Source organism: Paenibacillus sp. FSL R10-2734 (assembly GCF_037963865.1).
Taxonomy (GTDB): domain Bacteria; phylum Bacillota; class Bacilli; order Paenibacillales; family Paenibacillaceae; genus Paenibacillus_AQ.
Genome location: NZ_CP150170.1, coordinates 3,741,056 through 3,756,786 on the forward strand (window position 1 = coordinate 3,741,056; position 15,731 = coordinate 3,756,786).

At 44.3% G+C, this 15,731-nt stretch carries 11 protein-coding genes; all 11 read left to right on the forward strand.

The window, feature by feature from the left end; genetic code table 11:
• The first annotated feature begins 56 nt into the window (after nucleotides 1–56).
• The 11 genes from rhaA (at nucleotide 57) to NSS67_RS16350 (ending at nucleotide 15,722) form a co-directional block, all read left to right on the forward strand.
• Nucleotides 57–1,313, forward strand: coding sequence for an L-rhamnose isomerase (gene rhaA, locus NSS67_RS16300; protein WP_339314286.1), 1,257 nt, complete (start codon nucleotides 57–59; stop codon nucleotides 1,311–1,313).
• Nucleotides 1,314–1,356: 43 nt separating this feature from the next.
• Nucleotides 1,357–2,202, forward strand: coding sequence for a rhamnulose-1-phosphate aldolase (gene rhaD / locus NSS67_RS16305; RefSeq protein WP_339314288.1), 846 nt, complete (start codon nucleotides 1,357–1,359; stop codon nucleotides 2,200–2,202).
• 878 nt (nucleotides 2,203–3,080) lie between these two features.
• Nucleotides 3,081–4,175, forward strand: coding sequence for an NADH:flavin oxidoreductase (locus tag NSS67_RS16310; protein ID WP_339314290.1), 1,095 nt, complete (start codon nucleotides 3,081–3,083; stop codon nucleotides 4,173–4,175).
• A gap of 110 nt (nucleotides 4,176–4,285) precedes the next feature.
• Complete coding sequence (locus NSS67_RS16315) at nucleotides 4,286–5,725, forward strand: SWIM zinc finger family protein (protein ID WP_339314292.1); 1,440 nt, start codon at nucleotides 4,286–4,288, stop codon at nucleotides 5,723–5,725.
• Nucleotides 5,726–5,770: 45 nt separating this feature from the next.
• On the forward strand, nucleotides 5,771–7,648 hold the full coding sequence (locus NSS67_RS16320) for a HEAT repeat domain-containing protein (RefSeq protein WP_339314293.1): 1,878 nt from the start codon (nucleotides 5,771–5,773) through the stop codon (nucleotides 7,646–7,648).
• 6 nt (nucleotides 7,649–7,654) lie between these two features.
• Nucleotides 7,655–8,749, forward strand: a complete 1,095-nt coding sequence (locus tag NSS67_RS16325) for an AAA family ATPase (protein ID WP_339314295.1) — start codon at nucleotides 7,655–7,657, stop codon at nucleotides 8,747–8,749.
• On the forward strand, nucleotides 8,749–11,088 hold the full coding sequence (locus NSS67_RS16330; protein ID WP_339314297.1) for a DUF5682 family protein: 2,340 nt from the start codon (nucleotides 8,749–8,751) through the stop codon (nucleotides 11,086–11,088). Before NSS67_RS16325 ends, NSS67_RS16330 begins: the two co-directional genes overlap by 1 nt.
• 2 nt (nucleotides 11,089–11,090) lie before the next feature.
• Nucleotides 11,091–12,311, forward strand: coding sequence for a VWA domain-containing protein (locus tag NSS67_RS16335; protein ID WP_339314299.1), 1,221 nt, complete (start codon nucleotides 11,091–11,093; stop codon nucleotides 12,309–12,311).
• Between the two features lie 465 nt (nucleotides 12,312–12,776).
• Entirely contained in the window at nucleotides 12,777–14,363 is a 1,587-nt protein-coding gene (gene miaB / locus NSS67_RS16340; RefSeq protein ID WP_339314301.1) for a tRNA (N6-isopentenyl adenosine(37)-C2)-methylthiotransferase MiaB, read from the forward strand.
• Nucleotides 14,364–14,388: 25 nt separating this feature from the next.
• The gene (locus NSS67_RS16345) at nucleotides 14,389–14,838 is read left to right on the forward strand and encodes a YlbF family regulator (protein ID WP_339320617.1); all 450 of its coding nucleotides are present in this window, start codon (nucleotides 14,389–14,391) and stop codon (nucleotides 14,836–14,838) included.
• Nucleotides 14,839–14,951: 113 nt separating this feature from the next.
• Nucleotides 14,952–15,722 carry an NUDIX domain-containing protein gene (locus NSS67_RS16350; protein WP_339314303.1) on the forward strand — a complete coding sequence of 257 codons (771 nt, stop codon included), beginning with the start codon at nucleotides 14,952–14,954 and terminating at the stop codon, nucleotides 15,720–15,722.
• The last annotated feature ends 9 nt before the right edge of the window (nucleotides 15,723–15,731 follow it).

Consider the following 15,731-nt stretch of genomic DNA (forward strand, 5'->3'; position numbering starts at 1 on the left):
TAAAAGAGCTTATCTAAGCGAAATAGACGTTGCCTTATTTTAGGAGGATAAACAGCATGGATCAAAGTATTATCAATAGCTATAACGAAGCCAAAAAACTATACGCAACTCACGGAATTGATGTAGAGAAAGTACTGGAGCAACTCGCACAAATTAAAATTTCTCTTCATTGCTGGCAGGGGGATGATGTACAGGGGTTTCTTTTTAAAGATAAAGAATTAAGTGGAGGAATAGCGGTAACGGGAAGTTATCCCGGCCGAGCTGGCACGCCAGATCAATTGCGTCAGGATTTAGAAAAGGCATTGTCCCTTATTCCTGGCAAGCACAAGGTTAATTTACATGCTATCTATGCAGATACAGATGAAGAAGTAGACTTAGATGAATTAGAGCCACGCCACTTTCAATCTTGGGTAGACTGGGCGAATGAGCAGGGACTGGGTCTTGATTTTAATCCAACGTGTTTCTCGCATCCTAAAGCAGCAGACGGTTTTACGCTCAGTCATTCGGACGAGGAGATTCGTAATTTCTGGATTAAGCACTGTAAGGCCTCACGCACCATTGCCGAACATTTTGGTAAGGAGCTGGGTCAACCTTGCGTAACTAACTTTTGGGTACCAGACGGATATAAAGATACACCAGTTGATCGTTTAGCTCCAAGAGTGCGGTTAATGGAGTCGCTGGATGAAATTTTTAGTGAGGAAATTGACCCTCTTTATAATATTGATGCTGTAGAAAGTAAATTGTTCGGAATCGGTTCTGAGAGTTATGTGGTTGGATCTCATGAGTTCTATATGGGCTATGGCTTAACTCGCGGCAAAACCATCTGTTTGGATGCCGGACATTTCCATCCTACTGAAGTAATCTCGAATAAGCTATCTTCGATTCTTATGTTTAGTGAGCAACTGTTACTACATGTAAGTAGACCTGTCCGTTGGGACAGTGATCACGTTGTAACAATGGACGATGAGCTGCTGGAAATCGCACGTGAATTGGTCCGTGGGGATCTGCTCTCCCGTACGAATATTGGACTGGACTTCTTCGATGGCAGTATTAATCATATCGCCGCATGGGTGATAGGTACACGCAATACCATAAAGGCACTGCTACGGGCGATGCTGGAGCCGATTGAAGAGCTTAAACGAATCGAAGGATCTGGAGATTACACCACACGCTTAGCGTTGGTGGAGGAATTCAAATCGTATCCATTTGGAGCAATCTGGGATTATTACTGTGCTTCACAAGATACTCCTGTTCGTGAGCAATGGTTAGCTGACGTGAAGCAATATGAAAAGGAAGTTCTGTCTGCAAGATAGAGAGTGGATGTGGAGAGAAACATATACAAAGGAGAGATTGACAATGAGTACATCTGTATTAGAATCCAAAGGGTATATTGCTAGTAGTGAGGCTCCATTTATTCAGGAAATGTCGGAGATTACTCGTCATATGTGGGAGCTTGGCTGGGATGAGCTGAATGGCGGTAATGTCAGCTATCTGCTGGATGAGAATGAGGTTGCTAAATATATTAACGTTCTGGAACCACTACGTACCATTAAACTTACCTTCCCTGTAAAAGAATTAGCCGGCAAATATTTCATCGTAACAGGTTCTGGCAAGTATTTCAGAAATGTGATCAAAGACCCAGAAGCCAACCTCGGTGTGCTTCGTGTTAGTGACAATGGTGAAAGCGTAGAAGTGTTATGGGGATTGCGGAACGGCGCTGTACCTACAAGTGAATTGGCTTCCCATTTCATGAGCCATATTGAGCGTTTAAAGGTGGACCCTACGCACCGTATCGTGCTGCATACACATGCTACGAATGTTATCGCGATGACCTTCACGCATGATCTGGACGAATTGAAGTTTACGAAGACACTTTGGGAAATGTGCACAGAATGCCTTGTTGTTTTCCCGGATGGCGTTAGTGTCATTCCTTGGATTGTTCCTGGCAGCAGTGAAATTGGCCGCGAAACCGCTAAGAAAATGAAGGATCACCGCCTAGTGATCTGGCCGCAGCACGGGATTTTCGGCACAGGCTCCACCATGGATGCTACCTTTGGTCTAGTTGAGACTGTAGAAAAGGCTGCTACGATCTACAACCTCATCGGTGGAAGAGAAATTAAACAAAAGATTACGGATCAGCAGCTGTCGGATTTAGCAAAAGCGTTCGGAGTAACACCTAAAGCTGGGATTCTTGAAGTTTAAGAAATTGTTAATGTGATAAAAACCGGGCATTCGCAGATTTTGCGAGGTCCGGTTTTTTTTGTTGTTTAGGAAATTATACAATACAAAAAAATGTGGATAACTCCGAAGACAGAGGGTGAAGAAGCAGGAAACATGGAAAAAACGAGGAGTCATCTGTCAAATTCTAAAAGATCACTTTCATGGATTCATGGAAATGCACGGTCTTCAGCTGTTATAGGGACTTCGTAGTTTAGTCGAGCTTACGGACAAATGTACGCGAAAAACCGAATACAATGTGCCGCCGGTAACGTAAATGAGCCAAATGTATGCGAAAAACCGAACACATTGTGCCGTGGATAACGTAAACGAGCCGAATGTATGCGAAAAACCGAATACAATGTGCCGCCGGCAACGTAAACGAGCCAAATGTATGCGAAAAACCGAATACAATGTGCCGACGGTAACGTAAACGCGCCGAATATATGCGAAAAACCGAATACAATGTGCCGATGGTAATGTAAACATGCCAAATGAATGCGAAAAACCGAATACAATGTGCCGCCGATAACGTAAACGAGCTAGCGCCGTTATCCGCCCTGAATCACTCGGAATGGGCTTGTTATTAGGGAATAAGAGGAATACGATCTGTCCGTAATATATGTGCTCATTTCATCGGAATAAAGGCCATACGGTCCGTAAGCGGAACTTTACTACGAAGGTGTATATGGATACGAGTATGGAATTACGGATGTACTCAGCTTGTAACTCTACCTCAAAGGACGACGTCAGGCGTGTTTTTTTTGATTATTGTGATAACCAGTAAGTTGCATTTTCCATCTTCTGGGTAGATAATTAAGCCTTACTTAAAGTAATCAAATAATCTATTGGAGGTAAAATGTATGAATACAGAGCTATTATTTTCACCTTTTCAAGTGGGGAATCTTTCACTGACGAACCGAATCGTCATGGCACCGATGACACGGGTGTACTCGCCGGATGGTGTACCAGGAAGCAATGTTGCCGCATATTACCGTAGACGGGCAGAGGGTGGGGTAGGATTGATCGTTACCGAGGGTACAGCCATTAACCATCCTTCGGCAGTCAGCCACGCCAATATTCCCAATATACATGAAGATGCAGCATTAGAGGGCTGGATGCAGGTTGTAGAAGAGGTTCACTCGGCTGGCGGTAAGATCATCCCGCAATTATGGCATGTGGGAATGGCGCGCACTAAAGGGGAAGGACCTAATGTTGAAGCCCTTCCTATTGGCCCTTCTGGTCTGAATTTAGCAGGAGAACCTGTGACAGAGCCACTGTCTACAGCTGAAGTTGAGAGCTTAGTCTCAGCATTTGCTCAAGCGGCCGCGAATGCGAAAAAAGTGGGTTTTGATGGTATCGAGATTCACGGCGCACATGGTTATCTGATTGACCAGTTCTTCTGGGAAAGAACGAACAAACGTACCGATCGTTACGGTGGCGATTTAGTGAGTAGAACTACATTTGCAGTAGAGGTTATTGAAGCGTGCCGCAAAGCGGTTGGACCAGATTTTCCGATCGTGCTGCGCTTCTCTCAGTGGAAATTAGGAGCTTATGATGAGAAGTTGGCGAAGAACGCTAGTGAACTTGAAAGCTTCCTTACTCCACTCAGCGAAGCTGGCGTAGATATCTTCCACTGCTCCACTCGTCGCTTCAGCCAGCCTGAATTTGCAGGATCTGACCTTAATCTTGCAGGCTGGACAAAGAAGATCACGGGAAAACCATGTATTACGGTGGGTTCGATCGGTCTGCACAGTGACTTTTTTGCAGAAGACTCAGCTCAGAAGACAGAAGATAACATAGATGAATTACTGGAAAGAATGGAACGTGAGGAGTTTGATCTGGTTGCGGTTGGAAGAGCTTTGATTAGCGATCCTGCTTGGCCTGCCAAAGTTCAGAGTGGAGATTTAGATGAAATCATTCCATTCACGGCTGAATCGACAAAAACTCTATACTAAAGGATAGAAAAGTGTATCGCTTCTTTACAGCTCTATTTTTAGAATAATTTTCATTCAGGGCTAATATTATCATAGATATTAAAAAGCATAATAGGTAGGGAGGATATGGGTTGATAGATATCACAGAAGTCTTCATAGATACTCTAGCACCGAACAGTGCAGCAATTAAGAACGGGCAAGGACTAGTTAAGAAGAGACGATTCGTCCAATATAATCAGTCGGAAGACGGCGTGGTTCTATTTGGTGAATGCGGTGGTAGCGGTAGTAGCAACTACTATCCTTCTGCTGATTTTGTTGTTTCTGACAAGCCGGTGATGCGTTGTACTTGTCCAAGTAGGCAGCTTCCTTGCAAGCATGTCCTCGGATTGCTCTATGCCTATGTAGGCAAGGAGACTTTCGTACCTGCAACGATCCCTGAAGATCTTGCTGCTAAACGAGAGAAGATGAGTAAGCGTGAAGAACGAAAGTCTGAGCTTGCTGCGGAGGGGGCTAATGTAAAGCCCAAGAAAGTGAACAAGTCTGCACTTAAGAAAAAGATTGGCGCTCAACTGGAGGGCTTGGCTGTACTGGAGAAACTGACCCAATCGCTTATACGTGCAGGTCTTGGAACAATAGATGCCAAGGGTGTAAAGGATATTCAGGTGCACGTGAAGATGATGGGCAATTATTACTTAACTGGTGCACAAATTGAATTAAGGCGATTTGCTTTATTGCTCTCCTCTTCTGACCATCGTGAGAAGACTTATTCATTAGCAATAGAGCAGCTAACCCGAATTCATGCGTTCATCAAGAAAGGGCGCGCTCATCTAACAATGAAGCTGGAAGATCCGGATATGTCTTTGAATCATGAATCTACGATAGAAGAATGGCTTGGTCATGCTTGGCAGCTAACGGATCTTAAGGAATGTGGTCTGATGAGCTCGGATGTAGAGCTGATCCAGCTTTCATTCCTCAGCTATGATGATGCGGCCAGACAGGAATATGTAGACCTGGGCTACTGGATAGAAAAGTCTACAGGTGATATACATCGCACACTCCAATATCGCCCTTATAAAGCAGCTAAGTATATTCATGAAGAAGATAGTTTTACCGAAGTTGCAGTCATTCCTTCCTTATATCGTTACCCTGGTGACCGGAATCGACGGGTCCGATTTGAGAATATGTCAACGCGCCCGCTAACCGATCAGGATATGGAGTGGATTGTTGCTACAGCATCTCATTCTTTTTCCGAAAGCTTCAAGCAGATAAAAAATCAATTAAAGAATCCCCTAGCAGACAAGAATCCTGTGATGTTGCTGCATGTGAATAAGATTAGCAAGTCTCAGCAAGATCAGTTCGTCATTACGGACGAAGCGGGCCAACATCTAGTGTTAGATCAAGTAGCAGCACTCGAACAGGATACACTGTCGCTGTTACAATACTTTTCATTCGATCAATTATCGGATTCGACGATGTTACTTATGTTTGAACACCAACTGGATACAGGACGATTGAAAGCACAACCTTTAACCCTTATCAAAGGGAAGGAAATGATTCGACTCTTATATTAAAAAAATAAGGGTTTGCGCTATACATATTGGGGGGGAGGAATATCCATGAGTACAGCATTACTACAAGAGCTTCATCAAGAAGTAAAACGGCTGTATATAGCTGGAAGTGAGCTCGCTGCTGAGGATTTCCGCTTAAAGCGGCTATTGCCTCAGTTTCAACAGCTAGGTGAACGTGCTCCCATATTCAAAAGATTAGGAGAGGGAATCGTTGCGGTCATTGAACCGGATCCTTCCGAGGGATCTTCATCTGCTCAGAGCCTACAGGAGCTGAATGTGCTGCTTAGCTCGGTACTATTTACACAGGGAGCAACTTCGCCTGATGGCGATCTGCTTGAGGTGCAAGTCCATCCGTTAAAATTGCCTACTCAGTTCTCATATCGTAAACTGTCAGCGGTACAGATGGCGTTAAAGACTCGAGGGGGAGGGCGTTACGAGATTATCAAAGAAGCTTTTGAGGCAGGATTGTTCCAAGATCTTCGAATGATTCATTCCGCGTTAGCTGCCCTTCACGATCCATATGTTGATATCGCTGAGCTTGTGATGAAGCAGATACTGCCAGCCTATGGCCCTCAGATTACTCCAATCCTTATCGATCAATTTGATCCTAATGGAGGAATAGTGGAGACGAGAAAGCTGTACGTGATCGCAGCATTAGGTGGTGATAGCGTTCAGGATCTGATCTATGAAGCTGCAGATTCAGGATCAGAAGATGTTCGGGCCATGGCTATTTCTCTGCTCGCAGGACAGGGACAATATGAAGTTGAATTACTTGCTTGGAGTACAGATAAGAAGAAAAAGATACGCGAAGCTGCTTATAATGCACTGGCTAAAAGCGACTCGGTAAATGCGGTGAATCGGCTGCATCAAGCATTTACTGGTAAAGACAGTGACCTGATAGTACCTGCACTAAGACAGTGTCAAGCCCATGAGCTCACGCAACGACTTGTTGAAGAGCTCTCTGATATGCTTCAATCTGTATCGGAGATTATGGACGATACGAAGAAAAAAGACGGATTATGGAACAGGGTAGTCCAGTATCTTCAGGTTGTATCTTACAAACGCAGTCCTGAACTAGAAAAACTATATTTAAATGTTCTCGAGCACTATCCATTATATATGAATCAGCTAAAGTGGAATTCATTGATCGAAGAAGCGACATCCTATTTAAGACAGATAGACTCTATGGAAGCCAAGCATGTATTACAACAAACACTTGAGCTGGATCTTGTTTACTATAGAAACAATAGACGATACGTTAATGATGTTTTCAAAGACGCATATCTTTTCTTTTCGCCTGAAAGAGTGTATGAACAATACGTAGAAGTTCTAAAGCATTATGCTCCTTCTTCAACTAACCATGCCTCTTCAATGGCGCAGCAACTGCTACGTACAATATCTGAAGTTGTGGTCCAACGATATCATGGAACTTATGATGCAGTTTGGAATTCACCTGTAGACCAGATCCAATATATGTATAAGGTCGAAATGCAGCCGCCTGAGGTACTGGCTATTCAATGGGATTCACGCTGGCTTGATGCTTTTGTAGAGCTGGATCAATACGAACTGGTAAGTGCCTTTGCACGGCCGGGACATGCCAAAGCAATGCAGTATTTGCTTCGTAAATTGACCGATAATCCTGAATTTCGTAATCGGTTTGCCAATATACTCTTGATGGGCTTAGCACGTACAGGGATAAGTAAACAACGCTTGCAAGAAGCTCTCCTAGCGGCTTTGGAAGATGATAGAAATACAGAATGTCGATTAATAGAACCGTATACGTTTGAGCAGCTATGTCAGCTTCCAACAAGCTTTGCGAGTCGAATAATAACTGTTCTACCTCGATTCAGTGAGGTTGCAGAAGAACAACTTGAGTATGTCATTCGCCTCATGCAAGGACCATCAAACCCAATAGAAGAGGTGTAACTAACGATGAGTCAAGAACTATTACAAGATATTATGAGACTTCCCGCAGAAAGATTGTATCAGCATGAGTTGGTAGCACTTCGCAAAGCGGACACTGGTAAGGTTCCAGCCGGATGGCAGTTGTCACCCCAATCAGTACTGAAGTTTATCGTTGGCGGTAAAGCAGGGAGTACCGAGATTACACCTAAGTACATTGGTAACAAAAGACTAATAGAGATGGCGATAGCCACGCTGGTAACCGATCGTGCTCTGCTATTAATTGGTGAGCCGGGTACAGCGAAGTCATGGTTATCTGAGAACTTATCAGCTGCTATATATGGGCAGTCAGGACTTGTCGTACAAGGTACTGCAGGTACGAGTGAAGAGCAGGTCCGTTATTCGTGGAACTACGCGATGCTGCTTGCACAAGGCCCAACTCCGGAAGCGTTAGTGAAAAGTCCCATCATGCGAGCAATGGAGGATGGGGGCATCGCGCGTTTTGAGGAGATTTCTCGCTGTGCATCGGAGGTACAGGACGCGTTGATCTCCATTTTATCGGAGAAGACGATATCGGTTCCAGAGCTAGGTAAGGAAATGAGCGCGCGCAAAGGATTCTCGATCATTGCAACAGCTAATACGAGAGATCGTGGTGTCAATGACATGTCTACTGCCTTGAAGAGACGTTTTAATATTATCGTCCTTCCAGCACCTGCGGATTTATATACAGAAGTTGAGATTGTGAAGAAACGGGTTCGTGAAATTGCCTCGTCCTACGATTTGCAAGCTGCTCTTCCTGCAGATGAAGCTTTACATAAGGTCGTAACCATCTTCCGTGAGCTGCGCAGCGGGATGACATTGGACAAGAAAGAGAAGGTGAAGTCTCCTGCTGGGGTGATTTCCACCGCTGAAGCGATCTCCCTCTTAACGAATAGTATGGCGCTGGCCGCAAGCTTCGGGAACGGAGAACTGACGGACGAGGATCTGGCCGCAGGTCTGCAAGGTGCTATTGTGAAAGATGATGATAAGGACCAGCTTGTCTGGAGAGAGTATCTCGATAATATTATGAAGAAACGTGGCACAGAATGGCGGGGGTTATATACGGCTTGTAAGGAGATGAACTAGTGGAGAGCGAAACTACTGGAGCAGGCGTACATTTTTTTGGCGTGCGGCATTTGTCTCCTGGTGGTGCTCAGCATCTAGTAAGCTACCTTGATGAGATAAAGCCGACAGCTGTTTTGATTGAGGGGCCAGTAGATGCTACTACTGAAATTCGCCATATCCTCAACACGACAACCAAACCTCCTATAGCCATTCTAGCTTTTACGGAGGAAGTTCCTGTCCGTACAGCACTATGGCCGCTTGCGGTATATTCCCCCGAATATCAAGCGATGAGATGGGCGGAGCAGCAAGGAGCTTATACAGCGTTTATAGATTTACCTTCATCAGTGGTCATCGCTTTACAGGATATACGAACCAAAAGTAGAGATTCTGCTGAACAGAGCGAGGAATCTGAAGTTAACAATACAGTTGAAAGGGCTGCTGAAGAAGCATCTATATATGATAGAGTAGCTGAGCTGGCTGGTGAGCTTGATTATGATATGTACTGGGAGCGCAATTTCGAACACAACACTAACAAGGGGGCATATCAAGAAGCAATTATTTCTTTCTCATCCCAAATGCGTCAGCTTTCTGAAGAAAATGAGAGACATAACAACGTAATAGAATATGCACACAATACTATACGCGAAGCTTATATGCGTCGTCAGATTCAGGATACAATCGCTGCTGGCCATCAACCAGATAAGATCGTTGTTGTATGTGGAGCATACCATGCAGCGGCGCTTGCTGATCTGGCGTCTGGTATGTCGGATGAGGAAATAGATGCTCTTCCTTCTCTAAATACGAAGCTAACACTTATGCCCTACACGTACTATAAATTATCTTCTTTGTCTGGCTATGGCGCAGGTAACCTCGCTCCTCATTATTATCAAATGATGTGGGAACGTATGATGAACGGTTCACCTGAGGACTTACCACATCACTATCTGTCTACTGTAGCTAGATACTTGCGTAATAGCGGGACACATCGCTCTACAGCAGAAATTATCGAAGCTGTGCGCTTAGCTGAATCATTAGCTGCCCTTCACGGTGGAAGTGCACCGACGTTAAGAGATTTGCGAGATGCGGCACTGACCTTGCTGGGGCGTGGGGAGCTTAGCGTGATCGCTGAAGCGCTTGCTCGTACAGATATCGGTACTGCTATTGGTGAGCTGGCAGAGGGGATCAGTCAGACGCCGATTCAAGATGATCTGAATCGGCAATTAAAGCGCTTGAAGCTTGAGAAATATAAGACCCCAGTAGCAAATGATCTTGAACTAGATCTCCGAGAGAATCGAAGAGTGTCTTCTGAGGAAGCGGCTTATTTAGACTTAAACCGTTCCTTTCTTTTTCATAGGCTCACATTACTTGGGATCGATCTAGTGAACATAAGAGCAAGTGGTCAGTCTAGCGCAACGTGGGCAGAGCACTGGGTATTGAAGTGGTCTCCTGAAGTTGAGATCCAGGTCGTTGAATCTACGCTTCTTGGGGAAACGGTTGAGATTGCTTCAGCTTATGTATTGCAACAGAAATTAGATAGCAGTAGTACAATTGCGGAAGCGTCAGCACTCATTCGAACGGCTTATGAGTGTGGAATGTTACACCAGATGGAAGCAGGACGGCAGACGCTTCAGCGTTTAGCTGTTGACACTCGAGATGTGGTGCAGATTGCTGCTTCCATTAATGAGTTATCCCTTCTGATTCAGTATGGCGATGTTCGCCGGATCGATACAAAGCCGCTCATTCCTTTGCTGGAACAACTGTTCAGACGAGCTTGTCTGTTTTTGCTGGATGCGAGCCAATGTAACGATGAGGCTTCAGGTGAGATGCTTAAAGCTATGAACATACTGAATCAGGCAGCTATTGAGCATAGTGAGGAAGTAGATGAGCTGTTGTGGATACAAGAGCTGAAACACTTATCGGAGAGGGATGACTGCAATCCGCGTTTATCTGGAGTTGCGTGTTCCATTTTGTTGGAGCGTAATGCGATGACTGCACTGCAATGTTCAGAAGAAGTATCCAGGCGACTGTCACCAGGTATACCCGCAGAACTTGGAGCTGGCTGGTTCGAAGGGATGTCTATGCGAAATCGATATGTTCTGTTGTCTCGCTTGAGTCTGTGGGAGCAATTGAATGAGTATATTAATTCTTTGGATGATGAAGAATTTGTACGTGCGTTAGTGTTTTTACGGCGCGCTTTCAGCACCTTTGAACCAAGGGAAAAGACGATGATTGCCGAACTGTTAGGTGAATTGTGGGGTGTGAACACAGAGCAGGCTGCTGAGATTCTGACAGGTGAGCTGAAGGAGGCCGAAGCGAAAATGATTGAGGATTTGAATGATTTTGACTTTGGAGATATATGACGATGAGTACATCAGTGGATTCAAGTGTTGTAGCTCGGTGGCGGCTTATACTTGGTCAGTCTGCAGAAGAGCAATTGAAGGTTTCTAGTGGAAACACAAGTATTCACCTGTCCGAAGATGAACTCATCATGGACCAAGCGCTAGCTGCTATCTATGATGAGACGAGTGATATCGTAAATAGTGGCACTACTAACCCTTCAGGAACTGGACAAAGAGGAGCAGGATCTGGAAAATCTGCACCTCGGTTGGCAAAATGGTTAGGAGATGTTCGCAATTTCTTCCCAGAGGATATCGTTTCGGTTATTCAACATGATGCGATGGAACGGAAGGGCTGGAAGCAATTATTGTTTGAGCCGGAAGTTCTGGCAACAGTGAAGCCTGATATACAGCTAGTAGGTACACTACTCTCACTAAAAGGGAAGATTCCTGAGAAGACAAAAGATACGGCTCGCCTGTTAGTGAAGGCGGTTGTGGATGATCTTGTTAAGCGAATGGAGGAGGGTCTGCGTCGGGCGGTTACAGGTGCACTGAATCGCAGGCAGCATTCCCCACTGCCTTCACTTAGCGGCATTGACTGGACACGTACGATAAAACGCAATCTGAAGCATTATGATGCAGAGCGACAACAGATTATCCCTGAGAGATTCTACTATTATGATCGGGCAAGACGCAGTAAGGAATGGACCGTCATTGTGGATATCGATCAGAGTGGTTCGATGGCAGAATCGATTATTTGGGCTTCAGTAGTTGGTTCTATCTTTGCAAGCATCCCATCACTAAGTACCCGAGTAATTGTATTTGATACAGAGGTCGTAGACCTGACAGAGCAATGTGCGAATGATCCTGTTGATATGTTATTCGGGATTCAGCTAGGTGGCGGTACAGATATACAAAAGTCTGTTGCCTATTGCGAACAGTTTATTGATCAGCCGAAGAAGACGTTGTTTATCGTTATCTCGGATCTGTATGAAGGCGGGAACCAGGCAGGCTTAATCCGTCGTATGCGTCATCTGAAGGAATCTGGAGTTAGAACGATGTGCTTGCTGGCTTTATCTGATGAAGGCAAACCTTTCTATGATGAGCATGTGGCGAGATCTTTGACTCGAGATGGAACCCCCTGTTTTGCATGTACACCTGCACTGCTTCCACAGTTAGTAGAAGGTGCACTAAAAGGACAGGATCTTGCTGAATTAGCAAAGAAACTTGGTACAAAAGGGATATAACTGGTGTCATTATGTTACAAGTTTCATAAAAAGTGTTATTCAGACAAGAACTGTGTTTCATTACAGTTTTTGTGGCGTATATAGATATCATACCCCCCTTTAATACAATAGACTTGACCCTGTCACTTGTCGGCAGGGTATTTTTTATGGGAACTTTAGGTTAGCTATTATATTGACCTTTAAAATTTCTTTTAGAGTATGCTCTGTACTCACGCTGTGGTAAAATAGACCTGATTTTCAAATATAACGAAAGTTATGTTTCACTCTATACATTATCCTTATATTTCTCTCATAAACGCTACCGTCCCTTTAGGGACGCCAAAGGCGTTTTTGCTTCATAAACCTAAATCAGTGCATATTGGGATTGACATCTAAAATGGATGTAATGTTATAGAATGTGCTATAATTTTATATTGGGTTAAATCATCAATGAGCTATATTTTAGATAGAGGACGTGAAAACAGCATGACTAAGGGGAACCATAACTCACCGGACTTAAAATCCGGCAAGGGTTCGAAAGATTATTCGAGATATTTTGATTTTAGCGATGCGAAGGTAATTAGTGAAGAAGAAGGTAAGATTACTTACCGGATTAAAGGAAGAAATGTGCAAATTAATAGCCAGCCCGATTATAAAGAAGGAAAACGGCGTGGCAAGGAAGAAATAGAAGTGCATTATGATTTCGAGATTCCTGAAGAAATGCAGAATTTCGGAGTAGACAAATATTATCATATTACGACTTATGGCTGCCAAATGAATGAGCATGACACGGAAACGATGAAGGGCCTATTGGAACAGATGGGCTATAGAAGCGTCGATGATCGGAATCATGCGGATCTCATTCTGCTTAACACTTGTGCAATTCGTGAGAATGCCGAGGATAAAGTGTTTGGAGAGCTGGGTCACCTTAAGAACTTGAAGATCGAGAAGCCAGGTCTTCTGCTGGGCGTGTGTGGTTGCATGTCACAGGAGGAAGGCGTAGTTAATCGAATTATGTCTAAGCATGGATTCGTAGATATGATCTTCGGTACGCATAATATCCATAGGTTGCCACACCTCATTAAAGAAGCCGTATTCAGTAAAGAGCTTGTCATTGAGGTATGGTCCAAAGAAGGCGATATTATTGAGAATTTACCGAAGAAACGTGAAGGTATGCGCGCTTGGGTCAACATTATGTATGGCTGTGATAAATTCTGTACCTACTGTATCGTACCTTTTACACGGGGGAAAGAACGTAGTCGCCGGCCAGAGGACGTCATTGCTGAAGTAAGAGAGCTCGCTCGTCAAGGCTTTAAGGAAGTGACTTTGCTGGGGCAGAACGTAAACGCATACGGTAAGGATTTTACAGACATAGATTACACCTTCGGTGACTTGATGGATGACATGCGTTTAATTGATATTCCGCGCATTCGCTTCATGACATCGCATCCACGTGATTTTGACGATAAATTGATTGAAGTACTGGGCAAAGGTGGCAACCTGGTGGAGCATATCCATCTACCGGTTCAATCCGGAAGTACTGCCGTACTTAAGAAAATGAGTCGCAAATACACGCGTGAGGCTTATCTGGAATTAGTACGAAAGATCAAACTAAGTGTGCCTAATGCGGTATTAAGTACTGATATTATCGTCGGTTTCCCTGGAGAGACGGATGAGCAATTCGAAGATACCCTTTCCCTAGTGCGCGAGGTTGGGTATGATATGGCATATACGTTCATTTATTCACCTCGTGAGGGTACCCCTGCAGCTGCAATGGAGGATAATGTACCTATGACGGTGAAGAGCGAACGTCTGCAAAGACTAAATGATCTCATTAAAGAGAACAGTCGGATCATTAATGACCGTATGCTAGGTGAAGTCGTCGAGGTGCTGGTAGAAGGGGAGAGTAAGAACAACTCGGAAGTCCTTTCCGGCCGTTCCCGTGCGAACAAGCTGGTCCATTTTGAAGGTTCGAAGGATCTTATTGGCACATTTGTAAAAGTAAGAATTACTGATACCAAAACATGGTACATCAAAGGGGATATTGTGGCGGAAGCTGCAGCTGTTCATTAATCACATACGAATGGGGAGATGGCTAGTGAGTACAGAGGAACAACGGTTGAATAAATATGGAATGAAGACTTATAATACTCGTGATTTGATCGTACGCGAGGATATTATGGGTAAAGCGAAAGAACTCGCTACATTAATTTCGACAAGTGAAGAAGTAAAGCATTTTCAACAGGCTGAGCAAAAAATCCTGAACCACGAGCGGGTGCAAGGCTTGATTGCATCGATTAAGAAAAAGCAGAAGGAGATTGTTGCCTTCGAAAGCTTTAATAATAAAGACATGGTAGCCAAGATTGAGCGTGAAATTGAAGCGTTGCAGGATGAAATTGATGGGATTCCAGTCGTGAATGAATTCCAGCAGAGTCAGAGTGACATCAATTATTTGCTCCAGCTTGTCATTTCCGTGATAAGAGATACCGTTTCGGAAAAAATAAATGTGGAAGCCGGCACCGAAGCGCCTCCGACCACATGCGGATAACCCACACTCAGTTTAGGGGGCGGATGCAGATCCGCCCCTTTAAGTTTCACAATGTACATAACCTATTACGATTATGTGAATAAATGTAAAATTGAAAAGGATGGGGCAAAACTATGAGCGAAAATGGGGAACTAACCTATAACGCCAAAAAATATCGTACACCGGACGGGGTTCCGGCTGACATCGTAATGTTTACACTAACCAAACGCGAACGTAAGACGGTCACGAAGACACTTCCCTTACGTGAGCTGAAGGTAATGTTAATTAGACGGAAGAAATGGCCATGCGCTGGAATGTGGGCTCTCCCAGGTGGGTTCTGTCAGGAGGATGAATCCATTTATGATGCCGCAACTCGTGAGCTAAAAGAAGAGACCGGTGTTGATGGTGGTCATTTAGAATATCTAGGTGTTTACAGCACGCCAGGTCGCGATCCACGGGGATGGATTATTAGTCATGCCTTTTTCGCCTTAGTAGAAGAATGGATGCTGGAGCAAAGACAAGCTTCGGATGACGCTGGCGAGGTAGGTTTATTTACGTTGCAGGAAGCTCTTGAAGAGCTGGAGCTCGCTTTTGATCATCATGATATCATTCAGGATGCATACTTGCGTATTCAACAGCAAATGCTTCAGACTACGATCGCAAGACAGTTTTTGCCTAGACATTTTACCCTTAGTGAGCTCTATCAGGTGATTCAAACGGTAGTGCCGGAATTTAAGGAACCCAATTTTATTCGTAAAATCACTTCAACACGTAGTCGCCAGGGAATATTAAAAGAAGTGAGAGACGAAGAAGGAAATGCACTTAGTTCCAATCAATACTCTCAGCGTCCAGCTCAGCTCTATATGTTTACAGACCATGAGCCTTTGTTATCCATCTATACGTAGTGGCTTAAA